Genomic DNA, 24,830 nt, shown 5'->3' with positions numbered 1-24,830 from the left:
GCACATCGCCAACACTCGTACAATAAACCTATGCACATCAGCGAAACGACCTGGCGGTTCGTCCACGACCACCGCAACGAACCCGTGAACGACGTAGCTTTGCATACCCGTGCCAGCGCCAGCGCCCATACCAGTTCCAATGCCAGCGCCAGCGCCGATGCGACCCTCGACCTACCGTTCGCGCTCAACCAGATCGAAGGCTGGCAGCGGGCACAGCGGAAACTCCCCGAATGGGCCATGTGCGAGGGCATCGTTTACCCGCCTCATCTTGCCATGGAACAGTGCTCATCACAATTCACCGCTCAATACAAAGCATCACTGGCACAGCGCTTGGCAGCGAGCGCACACCCGCAGCATCATACAAGCCACATGGTGGACCTGACCGGAGGATTCGGAGTTGACTTCTCCTATATGGCACGCGGCTTTGCAAACGCCACTTACGTAGAGCAGCAGGCCGAGCTGTGCCGAATCGCAGAACATAATTTTGCCGCTCTCGGCCTCAATGTTGCCGCAGACCAATCGGTCGCAGATGCGAGCATTACAGGCGGCACAAGAGGCAAGACGCAACGCGCCGAAAGTCAAGCCAACGCCTCGGCTACGAGCACTGTCACGGTAATCAATACCTCAGCCGAGGCATATTTAGACAGCACGGCCGCACCGGTCGATCTTATTTTCATTGACCCTGCCCGCAGAGACAACCACGGAGCGCGCACCTATGCCATTGCCGACTGCACGCCAAACGCCGTGGCTTTGGCGCCGCTGTTGCTCAAGCGATCCGCGCATGTGATGGTCAAACTCTCCCCCATGCTTGACTGGCATAAAGCCGTCGCCGATTTTGGTACGGCTGTGCGGGAGGTGCATATCGTCTCCACCGGCAACGAGTGCAAGGAATTGCTCATCGTGCTCGGGCGCGATGAACGTGTGAGGCAAGCAGAAGACGCGGCTGGAACAGCACCTGCCGAGGGTCAGCGTGAGACCGCACAGACTGTGCGCGTATGCTGCGTGAATGATGCTCAGCGTTTCGCGTTCACAGTTCAACGCGAACCGCTGGAACCGCTGGAACCGCTGCGTTCTGTACCATTTCATACCAATACCGCTGATTCAATCAGCACTGCAACACCTCAGTACCTGTACGAACCCAATGCTTCCATCATGAAGGCCGGTTGCTTCGACCTACTCGCGCAGCAATATGGCGTAGAGGAGATCAGCCACAACAGCCACCTGTTCGTCGGGTTTGCCGATTCAGACAGTTGTGCTGATTCAGTTAGTTACGACGACTCCAATAGCTTCACCGATTCTCAGCCCGCACACAACACCAGCCCCCACGCCACCCGGAACGTTCATGCCGACAGCGCCGTTATCAGCAGCTCCGTTACCACTTGCAACGGCCCCGTCAGGAATTTCCCTGGCCGCATCTTCGCCGTTGACGCCGTGAGCGGTCTCGGTAAGCGCGAGTTACGCACCGTGCTCAAGCCTGCTCTCAACGGCGCGACTCACGCCAATATTGCAGTACGTAACTTCCCGCTCAGCGCCGCTGAGTTACGGCACAAGCTAGGACTGCGCGATGGCGGGGATATCTATATCTTCGGCACTACTACGGCCAATGGCGAGCGTGTGCTGCTGGTAACGCACAAAATCCAGTGATCAGCAGTCTTAAGACTATGCCACGCGCCTACTTCTAGAGCATACAGTTGCGCCTCTCACAGCTAAAACCACGAGAGGCGCAATGAAACAGCCATTCGCCGCAGCGTGCCATTCGGTCAACACCAGCACACAGCGGCGTTTATGGCCGCGCAGCCTGCACTGAAGATCAATGCCAAGCCACTGTCATGATGAAACCGACCATCATGATGGCAAACGCAACCGCCAAATTCCACTGCCCAAGGCCAGGAATCGGGTACTTGTTAGTCATGTAATAGACCACTGCCCACAGCAGGCCAACAACAAGCAGCGTAACAAACAACGGCACGAACCAGCGCGGGTTGGCCTTCGTGTTCTTGATGGTCTCTTCTACCCGGCGGCTGCTTTCGGCCTGACGCTGAGCCACACGGCGCATCTGGGCACTCATGCCCTTACGGTCGGCACTATCGGCATTCAACAGCGCCTCAATCTCGTCCATAGGAAGGTCAAGATCTTCATCCGCGATGTCATCGGCATCGTCGTCATCGTCGCCGGACTTTGAAGACTTGCGCTTCTTGGAAGCCTTCTTAGCATCACCAACCGGAGCGTTAGCCTTACCCGACTCGTCGGTCTTGCCTTGGCTGACCTCGTCGCCTTCATCCGCTGCGGATTGTGCAGAATCCGTGGAAGACTCGGCGTTGTCTCGCAGCTGATCATCATCGTGCTTGGTATCAGCTTCCGCTTTACCAGCCGCCTGATCCGCGGCACCATCGGCCTGATCTTCGCTGGCCTTCACAGCCTCGCCTGCGCTCTTCTTTGCACTCTCGGCCTCAGCCGCGTTGGAATTAACGGCATCAGCGGAGGTCGAGGTGTCCTCATGCAACTCTTCGTCAGCCATAAGCTTAAGTCTCCATTCAATAGGCTAGTACACATAATAGTAGGTGCACTCGAACGCTTCCGAACGAGTCAATATAACCAGTCTCAACACAGACGATGCACGTCAGCGGAATTTATGCAGACATTGGATAAGCCGCGGCCGAGCGCATGGCACAAGACTGCGCCACCATCTGCGCGATAGCACGTGCTACCTCGGGCCAGTGTGCCTCTTACAGCACAAATCACAAGCCATAGCACGCACTCGAGAGGTGCGCAACACCTCTTCTACAGCACAGAGAATGTGACACACCCGAAATATGTCAGTGCGTTTGGGCTAGGCTGGGCGTAGAGACATAGGGGAAACCGGATTTCTTGTGGCTGCATACAGGCGCTGCTGCATGCAACATCCAACTAACATACGCTTGCAAGTATCGGTTCCCCCTGACTCACGGGAGGAAGTTAGGTAGGGGCGAACATATGGCATCCGGGAAGCATAAGGCCGCGTCACACGGCAAGTCAGTGCGCACTTCAGGCGAGCGCCACATGTCATTGTTCCGACGTAATGCCAATAACAAGCAGACCTCAGCAGACAAGTCCGCAGATAGCGCCACAGATAGCGCCGAAAACACGCCTGTAAGCCCCGAGAACGCGCAAAACGCTAGTTCAAGTAGTTCTTTATACGTTCCCCCTCTCAGTGCAGCAGAGAGCAATTCTGGCGCAACAACAGAACCTGCGTCATCTGAAGCAAGCACAAGGCAGCGCAACTTACCGATCGTTAACCAAGCGCAGAGCACAGCCTCGATACACAGCACACCGGGAGACCGGAACAAACAGACCACAAGCGAACAGCGACCGCGGGAGGCAGACACGATGTCATCCACAGATCCAGCAGAATCACAGTTGCCAGTAGAACCGCAATTATCAGTGGACCCCCAGCAGTCTTCGGCACAGACAGCGGACGACCCATCCACTCCCTCAACGCCATCAGACAGCGCTACTGTAAACGGTAACTCAGCAGATAGCGCCGCTTCAGGCAGCGTTGATTCAGGCGTCGCCTCTTCGGACAACAACGACAGCGACACCAAGACCGCACCCGTTCCACTGTATGACGCGGACGGCAACCCAGTTCCGTTCCAAGAGCAAGTCAAATATGTGTACGTGGAGCGCAGGCCCGACCTGTCCAAGCGTGCAACCGGCCCCGCCTGGCAGATTATGGGCATAGTGGCCGAAACGCTGTTCACCATGGCGCTGGTATGTGTGCTCTACATTGTCTGGCTTATGGGCTGGACCGGTGTGGTAGCACAGCACAAGCAAGATGAGCAGATGCAATCCGCCGCATGGAGCGACCCAAGCAAGGGCAAAAACAAACGCTTAGCCAGCAAGCAGGACGGGGAGCCACCTGTGCAGCCCATCAACCCGAAGGTTGGCGATTTGATTGGCGCTGTGTACATTCCACGGTTCGGCAATCAGTGGATGCGAACCGTGGTGGAAGGAACCGACAAGCCACAGCTCAACGAGCACGGCATCGGACACTACCCGCAGACACAAATGCCTGGGCAAATCGGCAATTTTGCAGCTGCCGGTCATCGCAACGGCTACGGGCAACCGCTGGGCGACATTGATAAACTCAAAGAAGGCGACCCCATCGTGATTCGCACCAAAGACTACTGGTATGTGTACGAGTACACCGACCATACCGTGGTAACACCCGATCAGGTGGGTGTAGTGGCTCCGAATCCGAGGAGCCCTATGCTGGCGCCCACGCAGAGAATGATAACGCTCACCACATGCGAACCAAAATACTCTAAACCCACCCACCGCTGGGTTGCGTTCGGCAAGCTCACCTACTGGGCTAAAGTCGCAGACGGCATACCAGAAGAGCTCGCTCGCACCAATCAGAACGGTGAAATTGAGTTCTACAACAATAGCAAACGGATGGAAACCAAGCTTCCTGTCGATTCACTCGTACCGTTCATAACCTCATGTCTCACTGTGTATGCCGTTATTTATCTGGCGGCTGCCGTGGTGTGGCGCTGGCCGAGAAGGCGTGAGATACGGCAGCATCTTGTACGCAAGCCTGATATTAGTATCTACGGCGGTCTCTCCCGGCTACAACCAGGGCCGACCCTCATCCGAGTACTGCTTGTACTGATTCTCATGGTCGCGGGCGGAGCAGCGCTGTTTGAGTGGGTGTTCCCATGGGCTGCCGAGACATTGCCGCTGCTGGAGCAGATGACCAACGTCGCCTTCTAGCTAGATTGTGTTTTGCTGGACTGTGTTTCGCAGGACTGCCTCTTTCTTGCCCGCCTTTGCTGGATTCAGTTTTGCGAGATTCTCTTTAGCTGAATTCTGTTTTGCTCGATAGCTTTTTGCAGGGTTCTGTTTTGCGAGATCGCAGTTTAGCTAGATTATCCTTTTGTTAGATTACCTTTTGCAGGACTCGCTAAAAGATGCATCCCGCGCCGACTTGCCATAACGCTAAGATAAGCAGAGCATGCGCAGGCACGGCTGCCAGCAGCGAGTCGCCTCTGACAGATGGACGGGCGGCCGAAAGTAGCAGACGGCCGGCGGCCGCACACAGCAGAGTAATCTCTTTTGCCATTGTTTCACGTGAAACATTGACAAATGCTGTGTGATTGTGCCTAAAGCTTGAGCTTTGCAGAACCCATTATCGACAATGTTAAGGTGGCCTTATGATTGACCTAACCAGCTCTACTAATATGCTCAGCACTAACAGCTCAGCTGACAGCGCGACCACCACGAGCGACACCAACCAAGAAAGCATCCACGATGCCGTCATTATTGGCTCAGGACCGGCAGGTTACACCGCAGCCATCTATTTGGGTCGCGCAGGATACAAGCCTATCGTCATCGCTGGCGCACTTACCCCTGGCGGACAACTCGTCAACACCACTGAAGTGGAGAACTATCCAGGTTTTCCCGATGGAGTGATGGGCCCCGATCTCATGGACAGCATGCAACAGCAAGCTGAAAAGTTTGGTGCCGAGATTGTGTGGGACGATGTAGTCTCAGTAGATTTTTCAGCTTCTGATGGCATCAAGACCATTACGTGCGATCAGGGCGATGTATATAAGGCACGTGCCGTAGTTGTTACCACCGGTTCTGAAGTACGCAAACTTGGTGTGCCCGGAGAGAAAGAATATTCAGGGCACGGTGTCTCCTATTGTGCCACGTGCGACGGTTTCTTCTTTAAAGACCAACCTATCGTTGTAATTGGCGGTGGTGACAGCGCATTTACAGACGCCGATTTCCTGACACGATTCGGTTCATCGGTTACACTCATTCATCGTCGTAGCGAGTTCCGCGCTACAAAAATCATGGTAGATCGAGCCAAGGCAAACGATAAACTCTCCTTCATGCTTGACTCTGTAGTAGAAGAAGTGAAAGGTGAAGACGGTAGTGCCAAGTCGGTTATCGTGAAGAATGTGCAGACTGGCGAGACTTCTGAGGTACCTGCCAACGGCGTCTTTGTGGCCATCGGACACACTCCCACCACCAAGTTCTTAGGAGGATCGCTGCAGCTTGACGACTCCGGATATATTACTGTTGATGGCGCTTCTACTCGCACGTCAATCCCCGGAGTCTTCGCTGCAGGAGATGTAGTTGACAGCGTCTACCGGCAGGCAATATCTGCCGCTGGCATGGGGTGCCGCGCAGCACTTGATGCGCAGGAATACCTCAACAACATCGATCAGTAATTAGTAGTTAGTGATCAGTAATCAGTAATCAATAATTAGTGATTAGTCCAGCAGCTGGTTTTAACCCGGCTACACCATCTTTCAAGCCCTCGCCTGTCACCTGCCCGACGAGGGCTTCTTTTATGAGGCATCAATAATATGGCTTAAGCTATTAAGTTGTGTTGCCTCCTGCTCATGACGTGCGCATTGTCAATGCAGAGATGCTTTTGCTGCTCAAACTGGAGCAAATATCTCAGCCGCCTGCAGGAGTAAAAGAACTAATTGTCGTTCTGGTCTGTCGTTCTGGTCTGTCGTTCTGGATTGTCGTTCTGGATTGTCGTTCTGGATTGTCGTTCTGGATTGTCGTTCTGGATTGTCGTTCTGGATTGTCGTTCTGGATTGTCGTTCTGGATTGTCGTTCTGCCTATATCCCTATAGCACCTTGCCTTTCCAGCATGACCCGATAATACAAAAATGTCATTGTTTCACGTGAAACAATGACATTTTTGGTCGAATTGCTACTACTTGTTCAACCCATCAGACCCACGATGAAGAACCAGACTTATCATCAGGCATAAGAATGTTCAGGATTCTATCCATATCTTCTGGCGATGAAAACACAATCTCAATACGCCCACGCTTCTTACTGCCCTTAATGGAAACCTTCGTATCAAAGCGGTTCTCGAGATTGTGCTGAATAGGAGATTCACTCCATGGATTCTTCCGCTTTGGAGGCTCTTTCTTCACAGGTTCAGCATTGGCTGATTGCAGAGCCACAATCTCCTCAGTACTACGCACAGAAAGTCCCTCAGCAAGCACACGATTGGCAAGCTTGCTCATCTCCTCCTCTGTCTGCAAACCCAGCAGCGCACGTGCATGACCCGCTGAAAGTACCCCAGAGCCAACCTTCTTTTGTACCGACAAAGGCAGGTTCAGCAAGCGTAAGGTATTCGCAATCTGTGGACGCGAACGAGATACTGACTTCGACAACTGTTCCTGTGTCAGCCCAAAGTCACTCATCATTTGCTGATAGGCGGCTGCTTCTTCGAGCGGATTCAAAGCTACTCGATGCAAGTTCTCCAGCAATGCATCGCGAAGCATATGATTATCAGTTGTCGTCTTCACAATGGCAGGAATTGTCTTCAGCCCAGCCAAATGCGCCGCTCTCCAACGCCGTTCGCCCATAATGAGCTCATATTCACTGCTCATGCCAGGATCGCTGAGAGCAGGCTTCCGCATCATGTTGAATACGGAAGTATTGGAAGATGCGCCAAGAGAGTTTTGCTTTTCTTCATGCTGAGCACTACTATCAGCATGTTTTGCGTCCTCTGCGGCTGCTTTTCGCTGATCCTCTGGACGCTTACGTACCACTACTGGCTGCAGCACACCTACTTCTCGCAGTGACGAAGCAAGCTCTTGTAGTTCATCCTCGTCAAAAATGGTTCGCGGCTGGTTGGCGTTGGGCCCAATCTGGTCAAGCTCCAACTCAACGAGATACCCACCTTGCACAGGCTTAAGCCCCGTGGCCAAATCAGCTACTGCCCCATCAGTTGTATTGACATTTACTTCATCAGCAGTACTGCTTGTTGCAGATACACCCTTACCTGCGGAAGCACCATTTTGCGATGATTGCTCACCAATACCAGCCCCTCGCGAAGACGAAGGAACATTACCGGCCACATCCCCACCAAAGAACAGATCGCTAGGATGACCTAGTCCATCCATTGCAGGAATCGACATTCTCTTGCGACGAGAATTTGCCGATGTTTCACGTGAAACATTCGCACTTGTCGTAGATAAAGTTCCTACATTTTTATTCTTCAGTGACTTGCTTGTTGAAGAGGTCGTGGACGACACGGTCTTTTCGGACTCTGCCTTACTGGAATCACCAGTAACCTGCTTTACGCTGCCGATAACAGGAGCAGAAGCACCGCTTTCCTTTTCTGGCGTAGCAGCCTCGCTCTTATCTGTTCGGTCTGTTTCACGTGAAACATTCGCATTCGAGATACCTGTGGATGACGCCGGTATAACGGATGGTGCAGATACACGAGCTTCCGTCTCATTAGCAGATACACTGTTGCCAGCATCATCAGGTACGATTTTACCCACCTTGTCAGGAACCGAATTCTTCTCTGCTGCAGGTGTCTTCGCTTCAGATTTTGTCATTGTTTCACGTGAAACAATGACATTTTCTTCAACACCTTCCACGCTCTTGGATGCAGATTTTTGAGAAACCGCTGCATTGCTCTTCTTACCTGCAGCACTACGCGTCTTGGCACCGGTAGTTCCAGCCGCTTTTTTAGCAGGGGCTTTTACCGATTTATTGCTGTCACTATCACTTTTCGGCTTATCGTCTTTTGCGACTTCACTATTTTCGCCAGGCAATGCAGGGAACAGTGCTCCAAGACCTTTTCCTAAACGCGACTTAGATGCCATCTCAGTTCCTCTCCTGCTTCTTCACTGCAATTGCCGCCAACACTTGTTTCGATCTACTCGCTATCTCCAAAGCAGCCTCTCGATATGAAACCGCACCGAGACCACGAGGATCATACACCACTGCCGTTTTCCCGAAACTTGGAGCTTCTGAAATTTTGACTGATCGTGGAATGGTAGTCGTGAGCACAATATTCGGATAATGTTCCTTGATCTCAGCAAACACTTCTCGACTCAGCAGTGTGCGCTTGTCGAACATAGTCACCAACATAGTAGAAACCGTAAGTACCGGATTGTAATGCTCCTGCACAAGCTCAATCGTATGGAGCAGCTGCCCCAACCCTTCCAAGGCATAATACTCAGCCTGAATGGGGATAAGTACTTCAGTCACTGCGCACATAGCATTAATGACCAACAGCCCCAAGCTCGGCGGGCAATCAATAATCACATAGTCATAATGTGTTTCAGAATTTTCCACGAACTGGTCGACTGCTTTACTCAGCAAGTTGTTACGATTTTCCATATCCGCAACTTCAAGCTCAGCACCACTTAAATCCATGGACGCAGGAACCACATCCAGACCAGGGCAATCCTCACACGGCTGCTTGACCTCATCAATAGTCATACGACCTTCAATGACATCGTATGTGGATGGCATACCCATGTCATGGTTCACACCAAGAGCTGTAGATGCATTCCCTTGCGGATCCAAATCAATGACAAGGACCTTCGCTCCCCCAAGAGCCAGCGCCGAAGCAATGTTCACTGTTGTGGTCGTTTTTCCAACGCCACCTTTTTGATTCGCAACGGCCATGAAGCGCGTCTGACTTGGGTGCGGGAATTCTACATCGCTTATCGCTTCATACCGTGCAGAAGTCTCCGCAATCTCGTTTCCAAGAGTTCGATTACTTTCGCCGAAGATTCGTTTAATGGTTTCCGAGGCAGACTCCATACAACGCCGACTCCTCCCGCGGCCAGGCCGCTTGTTGTTACGTCATTGCACACAGCAAAATTTTCTCACTACATCAAGTTTCGCCATGTGCATGGACAGTAATCGCTCTCCACCAAGTTATCCACATCTACTGTGCACAAGTGTGCACAACCTGTGGGCAAGATGTTTACGACTTTTTCTTTACCGATTTCTATATTGGCAGTATATCAAGCTTCACGTTCCTAAAATGAGACAACCGGAAAAATGTGGATAACTTTTCACTGCATCTTATTTTGTGGATAAGTCGATGCCTAATCAAGGCACTACCCTTGTACACACGTTCATTTTTTCTGCACAACAACAAGGTGAGTTGGTTCCAATCCTTCACCAACTTGAGCCTCCACAACACGAGGCTTCACCCCACCGAACTTTTTGATGATACGAGATGCCTTCTCAATTTCCTGCGGTGCCGAACGCCCTTTAAGTGCAATCAACTGACCGCCCTTTTTCACCAATGGCAATGTCCAGCCAGCAAGCTTGGTCATAGGTGCAACTGCACGGCACGTCACTACATCAAAACCTTGCCTCGCATTGTTTCGCCTACCACCCTCTATTACTTCCTCAGCACGGGCACGTACCACTTCCACATTCTGCAAATCCAATTCTTCTACACACTCCTCAAGCCACGCCACTCTGCGTTCCATTGGCTCAATGAGAGCAAAGCTGCATTCAGGCAAACATGCTGCAGCAACAATCCCAGGAAATCCTCCACCACTGCCTAAATCAGCAACTGTTTTCTCTGAGCTCGATTTCACTGCCTCAGCAATATAAGGCACCACTGCTGCCGAATTAAGGAGGTGCCGTTCCCACAATATATCTACATCTCTCGGTCCAATAAGACCTCGCTTTTCCCCTTCTTCAGAAAGTTTCACGTGAAACATTCGCATTTTAGGAAGAGCCTCACCAAAGGCGTGCTGCAGCAATGGCGAATCTTCAAGTTCGCTGTCAGTATGTTCGTTCATGCTTCACCAATTCTTATCCGCACTGTATCAATCGTTTCTAGTTTATACGACAGCTGAAACCAACAGAGCTGATAGCCAAAGTCGTGCGGCATTACACATTTACTCTTTATGGGTTCACCGAGCTTTGTAACGCGTTATTGCAAGACCACCTATTCAATACACCGAACGGCAAACATAGTGCCGTAGCATGAGCATGCGGTCTGGATGTTGCGAACTATTCAATACACCGCGCAGCAAACACAGTTCCTCAGGTTGGCCTTCCCAAACATGCTATCTCAATGTCATTAGACATAGAGCCAGCATATTCACTCATCCAGCGGCGCTTGAATCAATGAATGCAGTTTACAGCAATCATCATGACTGCCCTGCAATCATCATTTTGCACATGTTTCACGTGAAACATGTGGTATTCGGCATTCATCTAGATTGCACATCCACATGAAGGAACGAATCCCGAAGTCGTCCCAGGCAGCAGAATCTTCAATGCAAGTAGACAAGAAGAAACTTCCCTCACGAGTATTGACTTCCGCACCGATGATTAACCTATCATCGAATGATAGCGAACGGTTTCCATCACAGATTCTCTTAGTCAGATTGTCATTGTTTCACGTGAAACATTCGCACTTTTATACCTGGCAAATCTGAAAACAACCCTTTGAATACGCTTGTGCCGGATTATTCTATAAAAGCATATCTGCCTATCTCGCGAACGGCTACATGCTTAGTGGGCGCACATCCATAATTAACTCTCACGCCCATACGAGATTTTACTTTCGCTCACTGTTTGCCAAAGGTGCACGACAACAGCGAAGATCTTCGAACAGAAACTTCTACACCTTGAGAACGGATTCACTAAATCGGCAAGCATCGACGGAAAATTTTACACAAACAAAGAAGGAAGACCGTAGAAGATTAGTTAGTTAGTTAGTTAGTTAGTCAGTCAGTCAGCCAGTCAATCAATCAACAAGTCATCCAGATAGTTAGTTCAGTCAACCGATCAGCCAACCTGGCCAATCAGCCAGACAACCCGCCAGCTGCTCAACAACTCTCTTATGAATCAACCAGTCAACCATTCCGTCAGCCGACAATCTAGATAGCTGCGATTTCAGAAAGTCAGGTGGGTGGTCAGCCAGACAACCAACCAGTCAAGATATGCCAGCATCAAACTTTGCCATTGTTTCACGTGAAACAATGGCAACACTACACTCAGTCTCCACGTATTCCACAAAACATCAGGAGTCGCCATCGGGTATGACGCGTGCCACACAAAGAGAAATCAGCATGAGAACCGAGAACTATCGTCAGGTATAGCACGGCAGAGATCACGATGACCGATACTATTATTCACAAGATCAACTTACTCTAACAATTAAAACCGGGCAGTACTGCCAATACACCAATACAGGATGCCACAACAAGAGCTCTTTAACTGTGAACTCTCCAAAATAAGAACTCTCCAAAGCATGAAACGATATATAGAAATCTTGTTTTACAAGTTGAACCTTAATATGTTAGAGCAGCAGATATCGCGGTATACGTCAGCCATCCCTGCGGTCTAAGTATATTTCCCTATTACTAATCCAAATGGAGTTCATGTTTATAGGGAAGTTCATATTTTATAGTAGTAATCTTTTATTTACAGCAGTAATCATTCCTGCTACAACTTACTGATTAAAACATAAGATTGATTCCTTTCACCTTATGCGCTGGAATTCCTTCTCACAGCCACCAGAAAACAAGCGAACGGAACCAAACATATCCAACATATCCAACACATCCAACACATCCAACATATCCAACACATCCAAGCCACACCATATACAAGAACACAGACCTGACATTTTGCCTATCTGCACTTATCTGTATGGCACACAAATAAGCTTGTATATCAAGAAAGAGTGCTTGCAGAGAGAACTGTCAGAGAGCAAAGCTTACCAAGTTCCTATCGGCTCCATCAACGTAAGACTTCTCTTATCGCAAGTTATATTTCGAGTTTACTGACCTACTTTTATTACACCACTACTGCCATCACAGCTTTGCTTCGATAACATTTTTGCTATTGTTTCACGTGAAACAATAGCAAATCACAAATGCTTTAATTCATAATTTGCGTATTTAGACTCAGTGCACACCATATTCCTCGCACATGAACCTTAACAAGGCAATAACCAGGCATACAGGAAGCACGTCACTGTGTCCGCACCTAGCAAACGACATAAACATGTCGCTGGCACGCATCGCACAATATCAGTGCTTTTACCCATCTGAGAGCTTTGAACACATTACCCTCCACACGTGCGACGGATGTGTTTTCGGATACGCGCCTGACCGCACCCTACAATACAGACGGGATTGAAATGTAGTCTCACTCAGACAGTCTTATCGCCACTATTGTCAGAATCATTGCCGTCATTCAAAGCACGACCATCGCTCAGAGCAACGTCTGCACTTCAGCAATTAACGGTCAGTACCTGTCCGTTTGATGAAATCGGCGTCATTGCCAACGTCATACTGTCAACATCCCACTGTCAACGCCACGTTGTCAATGTCCCTGTGTCAATGTCCGTTTGTCAAGATCCCTGTGTCAAGGTCTCATTGTCAGCGCAACACTGTCAGTACACCTTTGTCAACGCAACATTGTCAACGCCACTCACCTAGTCAATATCAGCTGAATCATCATTCGCAACAGCATCAATATCGTCGGCAGCAGCACTGGCAAACTCATCTTCAGCGAATGCCTCGTCCTCATATCGACGAGACCGAGGCGCAGTATCTCGGCCAGTCAATTCTTGTTCGAGGGGGAAATCCTCACCAGAATCTTCTGCATCATCGATATCTCCACTATAGCTCTCTACATTCTTTACCGGACGCGCGTAAATCGTGATGTGACGGTTTGGCTCCTCACCATGCGAGCGAGATTTCATTCCTTCCTCGCGCACCAAATCATGAATGACCTTGCGCTCAAACGAATTCATCGGGTCAAGATCAACCGGCTCACCAGTCTCCTGCGCCTCATCAATGGCATCGAGGGCAATCTCCCGCAGCCTCTTCCTGCGCTTCTTCAGGAATCCATCCACATCAAGGATCAGCCGTGACCGGTCGCCTGTCTTCTGTTGTACAGCCAATCTCGTCAACAGCTGCAGGGCTTCAACGACTTCACCGTTCTCCCCTACCAGATTGCTGATGTCGACATCATCGTCAGCAACAATCTGCACATTGGCACGATGATTGCGCACACCCATCTCAATATCACCGTCATAATCGGCGATGTCAAGCAGGCCCTCAAGGTAATCGGCAGCGATATCAGCCTCTTCATTGAGCTGATCGACTGTCTGCTCCACATCATTCGCCATAACTGCTCCTTTTCAAATCAAGGTCAGACTCATCCTTAAGTCTATCCCACACTGACCACTGTTGTGGCTCGTTACTGACGATTCTTCTTGCGCTGACTACGAGGCTGGTTACGCTTGGGCTGCTTGCGCTGATAGCCCTCATTCTCACGGCGCTTGGCATCTTCCTCGGCACGTTGTAGCTGTTCCTCTTCCAAAGAAACCTCACCAGCACGAGCACGACGGTTATTCTCTTTGTCGTGGTCACGCACTTTCTTTGCCTCATCCGCAGGGGAGCCTGCTGTCGGGAATGCATAAACCTGCCAGAGAGAGCGAAGCATGTTGCAGATGTTGTTGGTCAGCCAGTAGACCAGCACGGCGAACGGCATGCTGACAGCAGAGAAGATGTACATGATGGGATAAATCCAAGTCATCATCTGCTGAGTCTTGTAGGAAGGACCTTCCATAGCGGCTGCGGGAAGATTCTTGCGCATGTTATTGAACTGCATGTACCACATGGCCGCGCACATCAACACGGTGAAGATGGCGATAGTTACCTTGCCTACAGCGTCAGCTGTAGTAAACGTGTTGGTCACATTCACGCCAAATACTTCGGTCTGCGCAAACTGCTTGGCGGTTGCTTTGTCGAACGCACCCAGCGGGCCACGTGAACCATGAGCAATGTACGGGATTGCCGAAAGCATGTAGAACATGCACATAAACACCGGGCCCTGAATGACCATAGGCAAGCACGAGCCTGCAGGGTTCACCTTGTTGTCCTCGTACAGTTTCATGGTTTCGCGGCTCATCGCCTCGCGGCTGGCCGAATCATTCTTACCCTTGTACTTATTCTGGATATGCTGCATTTTGGGCTGCAGCGCCTGCATTTTAGACATGGAGCGCATCTGCTTAATGTAAATCGGCAGAATCAGCGCATGCACCACCAGCACGAGGAAGATAATGGAAAATACCCAAGACAGTCCAACAGGCGCCATGCCCAAGAAGGTAAGGAACTTGTGGAACAGTACCATAACCTGGGTCATAATCCACTCGATTGGGGTAAGGATCTTGTAAATCCACCCAAAGAAGCCGCTGTCAAGCAAGAAATTGTTATAATCCGGTGTCATCAGGCTGTCTCCTCCTCAGATGAAGACGGTAACGTCGAAAGCGGAGTCAAACGTGGCTCTTCATGAGCCCGCGACCATGTGCAACGATAAAAAATAGAAAAACGCTGCGGCACATCATCGATGCCACCGCGGCTCCAAGGTCGGCAACGCAATAAACGCAGCACTGCAAGAATTCCCCCACGGAAAGCTCCGTATTGGGCAATAGCCTGGTGCGCATAATGCGAGCATGAAGGATAATACTTGCAACTTGGCGGATTGTAAGCGGAAATGTTGCGCTGATACCAACGAATGGCACGCATCATACCGCGCGCAGCCAGCGAACCCTCTGCTTGTCGGTTGCTGCGTACGCACGTATCAGTGCCTCGACCCTGCCACCGCTCACCGGCAGCTTGGCCACGTCGCTTGTTACCTACGCGTGTATCAGTGCCTGTCACGCCGTCATCGGACGAAACTGCCTTGCTACACATGGCGACACTCATCGTGATTCACCACTTGTTTCACGTGAAACATTGGCAAAAAGCTTCTCGACCTGTTCCCGCAACGAACTAAATGATGCTCGAGCAGCACTCGGCTTTGCGCGCATCACCACATCACAGGACTGCGGCAGTAGCGACTCATACTCTCTTGCAAGTACGCGAAAACGCCGTTTAACGCTATTGCGCACAACGGCATTGCCTACGGCCTTCGAAACAGCGAGCCCCAATCGTCGGCGAGACATCTGAACATCAGCACTTCCGCCGCTATTAGAATCAACAACGTCAGCACTGGCCACCACGGCATAATCCATCTCGACCGTATCCAGCGCATCTGATTCAGTGCTGGCAGCACTAGAGACAGATGGCTGCTTCTCGATTAACGCAACGTTGCCGCTTCTGAAATTCGGCACAGCACCACTATCAACACCGCTTTTAGCAGCATGACAAACATCGCCGCACGCATAATGCACGACGATGTCCTTACTTGCCGTTTTCTTGCGGCGTTTCAGTACGCTTACAAAATCACGATGATTTCTCAGCCGCTCCAAGCCTATGTGCCTCGCTTAACGCTATACGCGATCAGACAGCGAGTGCGTTGCGGCCCTTGCTGCGACGACGATTCAGCACTGCTCGACCTGCGCGGGTGCGCATGCGGGCGCGGAAACCGTGCTTCATGTGACGGCGGCGGTTGTTCGGCTGGTATGTTCTCTTCATAATATGCTCCTGTTTTTTAGCCGCGCAACAGCACGGCTCCTCATGAGTCAAGCTCTACCAACGTACTCTTACCCCTAGTCTCAAGTCAAATTTGAGCGAAATTCGCCAACTTGTCTGCCCATAGATGCGCCGTGCATCATTCGAACAACATGCCGAGCGAGCAAATCAGATTCCCCGCTTTGCTCACAGCCAATCCCGTTACCAGCACATATTTTCCGCATGCGAAAATCTTTCAGAACGCTGATTTTCCAAGGAAAACCGGCATTTCATCTTATCCACAAATTACACACTTGTTATTCACATTTCAGTATTTCCAACACGCGAGACTGTGGATAACTTCGCTGGCATGGAGTAAACATGATGATGTTGCATTGCCACCGGTCAATGATGCGCATAAATATATGTGCCGCCGTACAGTGCAGCCGGTTAGGAATACGTAGGGAGTCGGAAAGGGTCGTTTCATGGTAGACGAGTCGAGTGACCCCACTGTACAAGCTGCGCAAACTTGGGCGAACGTACTTTCCATTCTCAAGCAAGACACATCCATTACCGCTCGCAACTGGGGCTGGCTCGAAGGAGTAACACCCGAGGCCGTATTCGGCACCACAATTGTGTTGTGCGTGTCCAGTTCGGCAGCACAGCAGGCGCTGCAGGGCGAGATGAACGAGCAACTGATGCATGCGCTCAAATTGAGCACAGGGCAAGATATGTTCCCCGCGTTCAAAATCGTGCCGCAACAATCTTCAATCACCGATCAAACTTCAGCGGTGAGACCTGAAACAGCGCAACTGCAAGAATCTGCGCCACTTCATCAGCATTCAACGCCCGATACTGCAACGCAGTCTTCACTAGCGCAATCTGCATTGGCGCAGCCCTCATTGCCTCTCTCCGACGCAACCCAGCGCACAACCGCAGGCCAGCCAATGGCGGCTGAGCAGCTCGCTAATGCAGGCGATAACGCGTACCAGCCCTACGCCACCGATGATTTTTCATCTGCGCAGCGACTCTCCCCCACTTCGGGATCCGGTAACACCCGTCAGCAAGCAGCGCCAGGGCAGACCGCATCTCAGCCACCGTTTGACACCAACCAATTTGATGCCACACGAATTGATCACGAGTCCTATAGCAATGCGCTCACCGGTCAGTTTGCTACAATTCATCCTGATTCCGGCGCTCCAGCAACAGCACCGATAGGAATGCAGCAGCAGGCGCCATCTTTTGTGCCCGCACCGGTGCAGCCTATCCAACAGCCGCAACAAAACCAGCAAACCATGCCGGCACCAGCGGCGCAACCGACGCAGCAGTATGACCAGCAGAAAATAGCACGAGACCCGCAAACACATCTGAACAAGAATTCAACGTTCGATACCTTCGTTCCAGGGGACTCCAACAGATTTGCGCGAACCGTGGCGCTGGCTGTGGCAGAGGGTAGCGGCAAGGATTTTAACCCGTTATGTATCTATGGCGGACCAGGGCTGGGCAAAACCCACTTGCTCAACGCCATCGGCAACTATGCTCTGGTCAAGGACAGCTCACTCAAAGTACGATATGTGACCAGCGAGGAGTTCACGAACGAGTTCATTGAGGCTCTTCAGAATCCAAACCAGAGCGAAGGCCAGATTGCTGCATTCAATCGCCGCTATCGCGAAGTGGATGTACTGCTGATTGACGATATTCAGTTCTTGGCCGGCAAGAACTCGACGATGGAGCAGTTCTTCCATACGTTTAATTCGCTATACCAAGCCAATAAGCGTATCGTCATCGCCTCCGATGTGGCACCCAAAAACTTGAAAGGCTTCCAAGCCAGGCTCATCTCCCGCTTCGAATCGGGACTCACCGTGGATATTAAACCACCGGATTTGGAGACGCGAACCGCTATTTTGCGTATGATGGCGGCTAACAATCACGCCAGCGTTCCCAATGATGTACTCGACCTTATTGCCGAGAGATTCACCGAGAGCATCCGCGAGCTTGAAGGTGCACTGACTCGTGTAACTGCCGTGGCATCGCTGAGCAATCAGCCAGTGAGCACTGCTCTTGCAGAGAGGGCATTGCACGATTTGTACACGTCTGACGTGGAGATTAAGCCGACCGACATCATCGGACAAGTGGCGAAATATTTCCATCTTACTTTTGACGATCTGGTGGGCCGCGGACGTACCAAAAACGTTGCTTTAGCGCGACAAATAGCCATGTACCTGACCCGCGAGATGACCAGTATGAGTTTGGTTGACATCGGTGAGGTCTTCGGCGGACGCGATCACACGACTGTTATGCATGCGTATACGCGTATTTCCGGTGAAATGCAGGAAAAGCAGGAGATTTACAACTACGTCATGGAACTTACCGTACGCCTCAAGCAACAGCCAAGCGAGTAAGTCTTGTCCATCAGGAACAGCCATACAGTGACGTATGTTTCAGTTCGCGCGACTTGCATGCAGCATCATAGCCTCTTCAAAACTCTGCTATACGGGTTGCAAACGGAGAAAATAAGCTCCTCTTCAGCGAGAAGGACGGCAAACGACACTCCGAGAGGTGGATATTTCGCAAATAAGTTATCCACAACTTTGTACACAGACTGTGCACATCTCGTATCCTTTTCGGTGGATAACCTCGGGAAAACTGGCATTCCCAGTGTGGAGAAGTCTTACCTCGATGTGGACAACTTTTCAAGCCCCCTCATTCTGTGGATAAGTCGCCCACTTATGCACACACTGTTCGAAGGTTATCCACACTCTCTGTTTGTGGATTCTTCAATTGCCAGTAATGCACAACGCGGTTCATCCACTTATCCACCGTACTTATTAAGACGATTACTTTCTGAAATTAGAAAAGATCATCGTCACTATAAGAACTGTTGCGCGCTACATTTTTACCGTACCGATTCTGTTTTAGACTTGAACCAGTCGTCAAACACGTGGAGGAACTATGAAAGTCGAAATTAATGCAGCTGCACTTGCCGACGCTGTGGCTTGGACCACTCGCGTCATTGATGCTCGTCCGGCAAACCCCATTCTGGCAGGTGTCCGCCTCCAAGCTATTGACGGCACACTTCAACTTTCTGCGTTTAATTACGAGATTTCCGCTCGCCACCACATCGAGGCAGGTGTAGATGAACCCGGAAACGTTCTGGTTCAAGGCAAACTGCTTGCCGACATCTCCAAAGCCCTCCCTGCGGAAAACGCTTATCTTTCGTCGTCAGACACCACTCTCACCATCACTTCAGGCAAGTCGACCTTCACGATGCAACTCATGCCTGAAGGCGAATACCCGGATTTGCCCGAAGTTCCTTCTGTACTTGGACAGGTTGATGCGCCCACGTTTGTACAGGCCGTCAACCAGGCATGCGTGGCAGTATCGCGAGAAGAAAACCGCCCGGTGCTCACTGGTGTGCGCGTTCAGTTTGAAGGCACCAAAGTGGTCATGACTTCTACCGATCGCTTCCGCTTGGCACGTTCCACCTTCTCTTGGTCTCCGCAAGAAGAAACTGTGGAAACACAAGCCTTGGTACGCGGCTCGTTGCTTCGCGATGTGGCTCGTTCCACCGACGAACACCAGCATGTGGTGCTGTCTCTGGACACCGAAAACCCGTCTTTGCTCGGGTTTGAAAATGCGGGACGCGTTTCCACGTCGCAGCTGATTGATGGAGAATTCCCTGCGGTTGACCGTCTGTTTGCTGATGAATACCCGATTCACGCGGTCATCGACCGTCAACTGTTACTCAGCGCGATTAAGCGCGTGAGTCTGGTTGCTGAGCGAAACGCTCCAGTGCGTATGGTGTTCGAAGGGCAGTCCTTGACCCTTTCAGCCGGTGCCGCCGACGAATCTCAAGCCAAAGAAACACTCGATATCGACATGGATGGCGACGATATCACCGTGGCATTTAACCCCTCGTACCTCATCGAAGGGCTGAGCGCCATCACCGAACCGTTCGTGCGCATGAAGATGAACACTGCCGTTAAGCCAGTGGAATTCAACGGTCAACAAGAGTCCGATGGTGACGAGTCGATGGATTACCGATATTTGCTGGTGCCAATGCGTTTCAATAACTGATATGCAAGCGGTGACCTGACGCAAAATAGACGGAAATAACGGTTACCGGCATCGGGTGGGGAAGATTAGCGATAAGCGATTAATCCCCACCTAAAACGTTGAACACTGTAAGATATTTATCCTGCAAATATGCAGAATATACAAGTGCATAGAAAGGTATAACGCTCACGGGAACGACGACTATTTCGCGCTTGGCACTTGACCATTTTCGGTCATGGCGTCACTGCGTTGTAGACCTCAAGCCGGGCGTCAACATTGTGCAAGGCGCCAACGGCATGGGTAAGACCAACTTGGTTGAAGCCATCGAGGTGCTTTCTACAGGCTCAAGTCACCGTGTCTCCAGCTCTCTGCCGTTGGTGGAACGCGGAGCAACCAAAGCCACCGTTCGAGCCAATGTGGATCGCGATGATGGGGCGACCACTACCACCTACGAGGTGACGGTGTCGACCAGAGGCGCCAATCGAGGCCGCATCAACGGCGGTAGTTCACTATACATGCGCGACATTGTGGGACAGGTGCCTAGCATCTCGTTCACCCCTGACGACCAGCGATTGGTCTTAGGGGATCCCGCCTCCAGGCGCTCGTTCCTTGACCAGGCCGGAGCCATGTTCTCTACGGAATATGCGGTGCGTGCGCAGCGCGTCGCGAAAATCGCCAAACAGCGAGTGGCCTTGTTAAAGCAGTTGGGTACGCATGACGGGGTTGAGGCTGCCGATGCGCAGCAAGCTGCGCTGAGCGGGCTGGAGGTTTGGACCGGACAGTTCATTGAGGAGGGCATGGCTCTCACCAAGCTGCGGCAACAACTTGTGGATCGTCTTGCAGGTCCGTTCTCGCGTATTTACGATGAGCTGGCCGGTACCAGTGCACACGCGGGACTCTCCTACCAGCCGTCGTTTGACGAAGTGCTGTACTACGACGTGCCGGGAGCAGAGATATCCAAGCATTTTCAACGTCTCTATCCGGGGGAAGTGGCGCGCGGGCGCAATCTCATCGGTCCTCATCGAGACGATCTGGAGTTGACTCTGGAGGGGGCCCCCGCCCGTGAATTCGCTTCCAACGGTGAAACCTGGACGATGGCATTGGCCTTGAAAATGGCGTTATTTGGTGCGATTGCAGAAGATCAGGGCGTTAAACCCATTGTCATCCTCGACGATGTGTTCGCCCAACTTGACGAGACCAGGCGCGCCCAAATCCTTGACTTTGCAGTCCGGCAAGACCAAGTGATCGTGACGGTGGCGGCCATGAGCGATATCCCGCAGGCGGCGCTGAACCGCGAAGACTGCACCATGATTGACGTGGCATTGCTCAAAGACGGGCAAGAGGACGGCAATGAGGCTCTGGTGGCAGCATTGGTCGGCGAGGCCGGTCGGGGGAAGCGGTCTGACCTGTCGTCGCTTGATGCAGCGGAAGATGATATGCGACCGGCTGATGGCCCCGGTGAGCAGCTATGACGCCACCGGTTGACCAACAGCTGCACCTCGACCCTCGCAAACTGCCCGAGCAGGTGTTCACCAGGATTGCTGCACGCTCGGGCGCGAAAAAGAACCGGGCGCTGCGTCAAGAGGCAGCCTGGGAGAACTTTGGCAAACCTGGGCGAGACCCGGGACTGTTGGGTGGAACATTGGACGTCATCGCCAGCAGGGGGCGTTGGGTGCCTCACCTCAAAGTGGCGCAGTTGCGCAATCATTGGGACCAAGTGGTGGGTGCCAGCATTGCCGCACACTCGCAAGTGGATGAGTTTCGCGATGGTGTTCTCACCATCCATACCGAATCCGGCGCTTGGGCCACGCAGCTGACTTATATGATTCCGGAATTGACCTCGACCATTCGCGAACGGCTTGACGGACTTGATGTGCGCGAAGTGCGGGTAACGGGGCCGCAAATGGCCAATTTTGCCAAGCGGTATCGCCATCGTGGATATAACCACTGAGAGCGGCGGCGCAGGCAGATCGACAATCGTAATCGTCTGTTAGGTAACAGTTGACAGCGGCATTTGCCTGCGGCGGACGTTACCGGATGCCGGTAAATGCGTCAGATGGCAGTAAATGCCAAGCGTCATGCCCATACGCTCGATATACGCCCAACGTCCCTATTTGCTAGTAGACTGCCGGTAGAATAGAAAACGGCTAGAAGGCCCCATTACATGCTTTCTAGAGCGTGTCGCCCGTTTGGGTAACCTTTCGTGCGGGCAATCAGGAAGGAATCTTTGTGGCAGACCACGAATCAGATTCAGTAGATAAGACGGTTCAGGATGACGCTGCACAGAGCAGTGCCGCTGCAGTGGAGCACACGGTGAACGATGAGCTGAACGCCGAGCAGCTTGACGATGCACTGTCCCCGGAACACTACGACGCGAGCGATTTGAGGGTGCTCGAAGGCCTTGAAGCAGTGCGCATCCGGCCTGGCATGTACATCGGTTCAACGGGTCCTCGCGGTCTGCACCACCTGGTGTACGAGATTGTCGACAATTCCGTGGATGAGGCGCTCGCAGGCTACGCTTCGCACATCGAAGTCACCATTCTGCCCGACAACGGCATCCGCGTGGTTGACGACGGCCGTGGTATCCCGGTGGACGAGGTTCCCGGTGAAGGTGTCTCCGGTGTGGAAACCGTGATGACCAAGCTGCACGCCGGCGGCAAGTTCGGTGGCGGTGGCTATGCCGTCTCCGGTGGTCTGCACGGTGTGGGCATCTCCGTGGTAAACGCGCTCTCCACCCGCATCAACGTTGAAGTGCGCCGTCAGGGCTACCACTGGACGCAGAACTTCGTGGACCAGAAGTCCGTGGCTCCCCTCAAGCAGGGCGAACCGCTCGCCGAGGGTGAGAGCACCGGAACCTCGGTGACTTTCTGGGCCGATCCGGAAATCTTCGAAACCACCGTCTACGATTTCGAGACCCTGCGCTCGCGCTTCCAGCAGATGGCCTTCCTCAACAAGGGTCTGCGTATCAGCCTGACCGATCAACGTCAGCCTGATCTGGCCGGCGACGAAGTAGCCGGTAAAGATGATTCCGACGAGGAAAAAAGCGGCGAGCAGACCGTGACGTACATGTACGCCAACGGCATCAAGGACTATGTTGACTACATGGTCAAGACGCGCAAATCCTCGCCTATCGAGGAAGAGGTGATCGATCTCGAAGCCGAGGACCTTTCCATTGGCATCTCCGCCGAGATTGCGATGCAGTGGACGGCCGCCTACTCCGAGGCCGTGCACACCTTCGCCAACACCATCTCCACCACTGAGGGCGGCACCCACGAGGAAGGCTTCCGCGCGGCGCTCACCACTCTCATCAACCGCTATGCGCGAGATAAGAACCTGCTCAAGGAGAAGGACGACAACCTTTCCGGCGACGATGTGCGCGAAGGTCTGACGGCAGTCATCTCCGTCAAGCTCACCAACCCGCAGTTCGAAGGCCAGACTAAGACCAAGCTGGGTAATTCCGAGGCCAAGACCTTCGTGCAGCGAGTGATGACCGATAAACTCGGTGACTGGTTCGACTCTCACCCCAGCGAGGCCAAGAACATCATCCAGAAGGGCATCGAGGCCTCCCGTGCGCGCATCGCCGCGAAGAAGGCGCGTGAGAACACTCGCCGCAAGTCTGTCTTCGAGACGGCCGGCATGCCGGACAAGCTCAAGGATTGCCAGTCCAACAATCCTGAAGAGTGCGAACTGTTCATCGTGGAGGGTGATTCCGCAGGTGGCTCCGCCATTCAGGGGCGCAACCCGATCACGCAGGCCATTTTGCCGCTGAGAGGCAAGATCCTCAACACCGAGCGCGCCTCGATCGATCGCATCATGAAGTCCGACACCATCGAATCGCTCATCACTGCGGTCGGCGGCGGCTACGGCGAGGATTTCGACCTGAACAAGGTGCGTTACCACAAAGTCATCATCATGGCCGACGCTGATGTGGACGGTGCTCACATCGCCACGCTGAATCTGACGCTCTTCTTCCGTTACATGCGTCCGATGATCTACGCCGGCTACGTCTACGTGGCCATGCCACCGCTCTACCGCATCAAGTGGACCAAGGGCAATCACAGCTTCGTCTACACCGACGCCGAGCGCGACCGCGTGCTCAAAGAAGGCAAGGACTCTGGCCGCCAGCTGCCCAAGGGTGAAGGCATCCAGCGTTACAAGGGCTTGGGTGAGATGAGCTACCAGGAGCTGTGGGGCACCACCATGGACCCTGACCACCGCATTTTGAAGCAGGTGCAGATTGAGGACGCAGCCCGCGCCGATGAAACGTTCTCCATGCTCATGGGTGACGAAGTAGAACCACGACGCCTCTTCATTCAGCGCAACGCACACGATGCCAGGTTCATCGACGCATAAGAGATGAACGGAACATACACCGATGCTGGTCATGCGGGTAAGGCGCAACAGTTGGCGCACTACATGACCGGCAAGCGGAATGTAAGGGTTTTAAGGTTTAAGGACAGATAGTGGCAGACGACAACACAACAACAAACGGCACAGCCGGCGACGGTTTCGACGAACAGTTCACTCCGGACGGTTCGCTGGAACCGTTGAGCCCGCAGGAGGCCGACAATA

At 52.3% G+C, this 24,830-nt stretch carries 17 protein-coding genes; 8 read left to right on the top strand and 9 right to left on the bottom strand.

The features are described from left to right. Positions 1 to 30 precede the first annotated feature (30 nt). The gene (locus AC3B5A_RS06555) at positions 31 to 1,644 is read left to right on the top strand and encodes a THUMP-like domain-containing protein (RefSeq protein WP_489799775.1); all 1,614 of its coding nucleotides are present in this window, start codon (positions 31 to 33) and stop codon (positions 1,642 to 1,644) included. 166 nt (positions 1,645 to 1,810) lie between these two features. Here AC3B5A_RS06555 and crgA read toward each other — a convergent pair whose 3' ends face one another. Then, entirely contained in the window at positions 1,811 to 2,518 is a 708-nt protein-coding gene (gene crgA, locus AC3B5A_RS06550) for a cell division protein CrgA (RefSeq protein WP_489799774.1), read from the bottom strand. 848 nt (positions 2,519 to 3,366) lie between these two features. Between crgA and AC3B5A_RS06545 the strand changes: the two genes are divergently transcribed. Together AC3B5A_RS06545 and trxB are read left to right on the top strand one after the other, a co-directional pair. Then, positions 3,367 to 4,749 (top strand): class E sortase, encoded by a 1,383-nt coding sequence (locus AC3B5A_RS06545; RefSeq protein ID WP_489799772.1) that lies wholly within the window; start codon positions 3,367 to 3,369, stop codon positions 4,747 to 4,749. Positions 4,750 to 5,216: 467 nt separating this feature from the next. Then, positions 5,217 to 6,215 carry a thioredoxin-disulfide reductase gene (gene trxB / locus AC3B5A_RS06540; RefSeq protein ID WP_489799873.1) on the top strand — a complete coding sequence of 333 codons (999 nt, stop codon included), beginning with the start codon at positions 5,217 to 5,219 and terminating at the stop codon, positions 6,213 to 6,215. Between the two features lie 516 nt (positions 6,216 to 6,731). Here the strand turns inward: trxB and AC3B5A_RS06535 are convergent. The 8 genes from AC3B5A_RS06535 to rpmH all read right to left on the bottom strand — a co-directional run bounded on the left by AC3B5A_RS06535 (position 6,732) and on the right by rpmH (position 16,226). Beyond that, positions 6,732 to 8,108 carry a ParB/RepB/Spo0J family partition protein gene (locus tag AC3B5A_RS06535; protein ID WP_489799871.1) on the bottom strand — a complete coding sequence of 459 codons (1,377 nt, stop codon included), beginning with the start codon at positions 8,106 to 8,108 and terminating at the stop codon, positions 6,732 to 6,734. Positions 8,109 to 8,631: 523 nt separating this feature from the next. Further along, on the bottom strand, positions 8,632 to 9,579 hold the full coding sequence (locus AC3B5A_RS06530; RefSeq protein WP_489799770.1) for a ParA family protein: 948 nt from the start codon (positions 9,577 to 9,579) through the stop codon (positions 8,632 to 8,634). A gap of 320 nt (positions 9,580 to 9,899) precedes the next feature. Then, entirely contained in the window at positions 9,900 to 10,580 is a 681-nt protein-coding gene (gene rsmG, locus AC3B5A_RS06525) for a 16S rRNA (guanine(527)-N(7))-methyltransferase RsmG (protein ID WP_489799768.1), read from the bottom strand. A gap of 2,654 nt (positions 10,581 to 13,234) precedes the next feature. Next, the gene (locus AC3B5A_RS06520; RefSeq protein WP_489799766.1) at positions 13,235 to 13,933 is read right to left on the bottom strand and encodes a Jag family protein; all 699 of its coding nucleotides are present in this window, start codon (positions 13,931 to 13,933) and stop codon (positions 13,235 to 13,237) included. Between the two features lie 71 nt (positions 13,934 to 14,004). Next, positions 14,005 to 15,036: a membrane protein insertase YidC gene (yidC, locus tag AC3B5A_RS06515; protein WP_489799764.1), complete on the bottom strand. Its 1,032-nt coding sequence runs from the start codon at positions 15,034 to 15,036 to the stop codon at positions 14,005 to 14,007. Beyond that, positions 15,036 to 15,338, bottom strand: a complete 303-nt coding sequence (gene yidD, locus AC3B5A_RS06510) for a membrane protein insertion efficiency factor YidD (protein ID WP_489799762.1) — start codon at positions 15,336 to 15,338, stop codon at positions 15,036 to 15,038. Before yidD ends, yidC begins: the two co-directional genes overlap by 1 nt. 173 nt (positions 15,339 to 15,511) lie before the next feature. Then, entirely contained in the window at positions 15,512 to 16,060 is a 549-nt protein-coding gene (gene rnpA / locus AC3B5A_RS06505; protein ID WP_489799760.1) for a ribonuclease P protein component, read from the bottom strand. A gap of 31 nt (positions 16,061 to 16,091) precedes the next feature. Then, positions 16,092 to 16,226 (bottom strand): 50S ribosomal protein L34, encoded by a 135-nt coding sequence (rpmH, locus tag AC3B5A_RS06500; protein WP_489760660.1) that lies wholly within the window; start codon positions 16,224 to 16,226, stop codon positions 16,092 to 16,094. 659 nt (positions 16,227 to 16,885) lie between these two features. Between rpmH and dnaA the strand changes: the two genes are divergently transcribed. The 5 genes from dnaA to gyrB all read left to right on the top strand — a co-directional run bounded on the left by dnaA (position 16,886) and on the right by gyrB (position 24,611). Next, entirely contained in the window at positions 16,886 to 18,604 is a 1,719-nt protein-coding gene (gene dnaA / locus AC3B5A_RS06495) for a chromosomal replication initiator protein DnaA (RefSeq protein WP_489799869.1), read from the top strand. Positions 18,605 to 19,154: 550 nt separating this feature from the next. After that, positions 19,155 to 20,279, top strand: coding sequence for a DNA polymerase III subunit beta (gene dnaN, locus AC3B5A_RS06490; protein ID WP_489760659.1), 1,125 nt, complete (start codon positions 19,155 to 19,157; stop codon positions 20,277 to 20,279). A 158-nt stretch (positions 20,280 to 20,437) separates the two neighbouring features. Then, positions 20,438 to 21,730 carry a DNA replication/repair protein RecF gene (gene recF, locus AC3B5A_RS06485; RefSeq protein WP_489760670.1) on the top strand — a complete coding sequence of 431 codons (1,293 nt, stop codon included), beginning with the start codon at positions 20,438 to 20,440 and terminating at the stop codon, positions 21,728 to 21,730. Continuing rightward, complete coding sequence (locus AC3B5A_RS06480; protein ID WP_489760658.1) at positions 21,727 to 22,209, top strand: DciA family protein; 483 nt, start codon at positions 21,727 to 21,729, stop codon at positions 22,207 to 22,209. Before recF ends, AC3B5A_RS06480 begins: the two co-directional genes overlap by 4 nt. A 350-nt stretch (positions 22,210 to 22,559) precedes the next feature. Next, the gene (gyrB, locus tag AC3B5A_RS06475; protein WP_489760669.1) at positions 22,560 to 24,611 is read left to right on the top strand and encodes a DNA topoisomerase (ATP-hydrolyzing) subunit B; all 2,052 of its coding nucleotides are present in this window, start codon (positions 22,560 to 22,562) and stop codon (positions 24,609 to 24,611) included. The last annotated feature ends 219 nt before the right edge of the window (positions 24,612 to 24,830 follow it).

It is taken from the genome of Bifidobacterium sp. ESL1133, from assembly GCF_058107325.1.
The sequence above is the reverse complement of the archived record's forward strand: the minus strand, read 5'-3'. Positions and strand labels throughout refer to the sequence as shown.

What these genes read in the sequence shown, in the direction of transcription:
- AC3B5A_RS06555 (WP_489799775.1), top strand. Translation starts at nt 31, where the DNA reads ATGCACATCAGCGAAACGACCTGGCGGTTCGTCCACGACCACCGCAAC.
- crgA (WP_489799774.1), bottom strand. Translation starts at nt 2,518, where the DNA reads ATGGCTGACGAAGAGTTGCATGAGGACACCTCGACCTCCGCTGATGCC.
- AC3B5A_RS06545 (WP_489799772.1), top strand. Translation starts at nt 3,367, where the DNA reads ATGTCATCCACAGATCCAGCAGAATCACAGTTGCCAGTAGAACCGCAA.
- trxB (WP_489799873.1), top strand. Translation starts at nt 5,217, where the DNA reads ATGCTCAGCACTAACAGCTCAGCTGACAGCGCGACCACCACGAGCGAC.
- AC3B5A_RS06530 (WP_489799770.1), bottom strand. Translation starts at nt 9,579, where the DNA reads ATGGAGTCTGCCTCGGAAACCATTAAACGAATCTTCGGCGAAAGTAAT.
- rsmG (WP_489799768.1), bottom strand. Translation starts at nt 10,580, where the DNA reads ATGAACGAACATACTGACAGCGAACTTGAAGATTCGCCATTGCTGCAG.
- AC3B5A_RS06520 (WP_489799766.1), bottom strand. Translation starts at nt 13,933, where the DNA reads ATGGCGAATGATGTGGAGCAGACAGTCGATCAGCTCAATGAAGAGGCT.
- yidC (WP_489799764.1), bottom strand. Translation starts at nt 15,036, where the DNA reads ATGACACCGGATTATAACAATTTCTTGCTTGACAGCGGCTTCTTTGGG.
- yidD (WP_489799762.1), bottom strand. Translation starts at nt 15,338, where the DNA reads ATGATGCGTGCCATTCGTTGGTATCAGCGCAACATTTCCGCTTACAAT.
- rpmH (WP_489760660.1), bottom strand. Translation starts at nt 16,226, where the DNA reads ATGAAGAGAACATACCAGCCGAACAACCGCCGCCGTCACATGAAGCAC.
- dnaA (WP_489799869.1), top strand. Translation starts at nt 16,886, where the DNA reads ATGAACGAGCAACTGATGCATGCGCTCAAATTGAGCACAGGGCAAGAT.
- dnaN (WP_489760659.1), top strand. Translation starts at nt 19,155, where the DNA reads ATGAAAGTCGAAATTAATGCAGCTGCACTTGCCGACGCTGTGGCTTGG.
- AC3B5A_RS06480 (WP_489760658.1), top strand. Translation starts at nt 21,727, where the DNA reads ATGACGCCACCGGTTGACCAACAGCTGCACCTCGACCCTCGCAAACTG.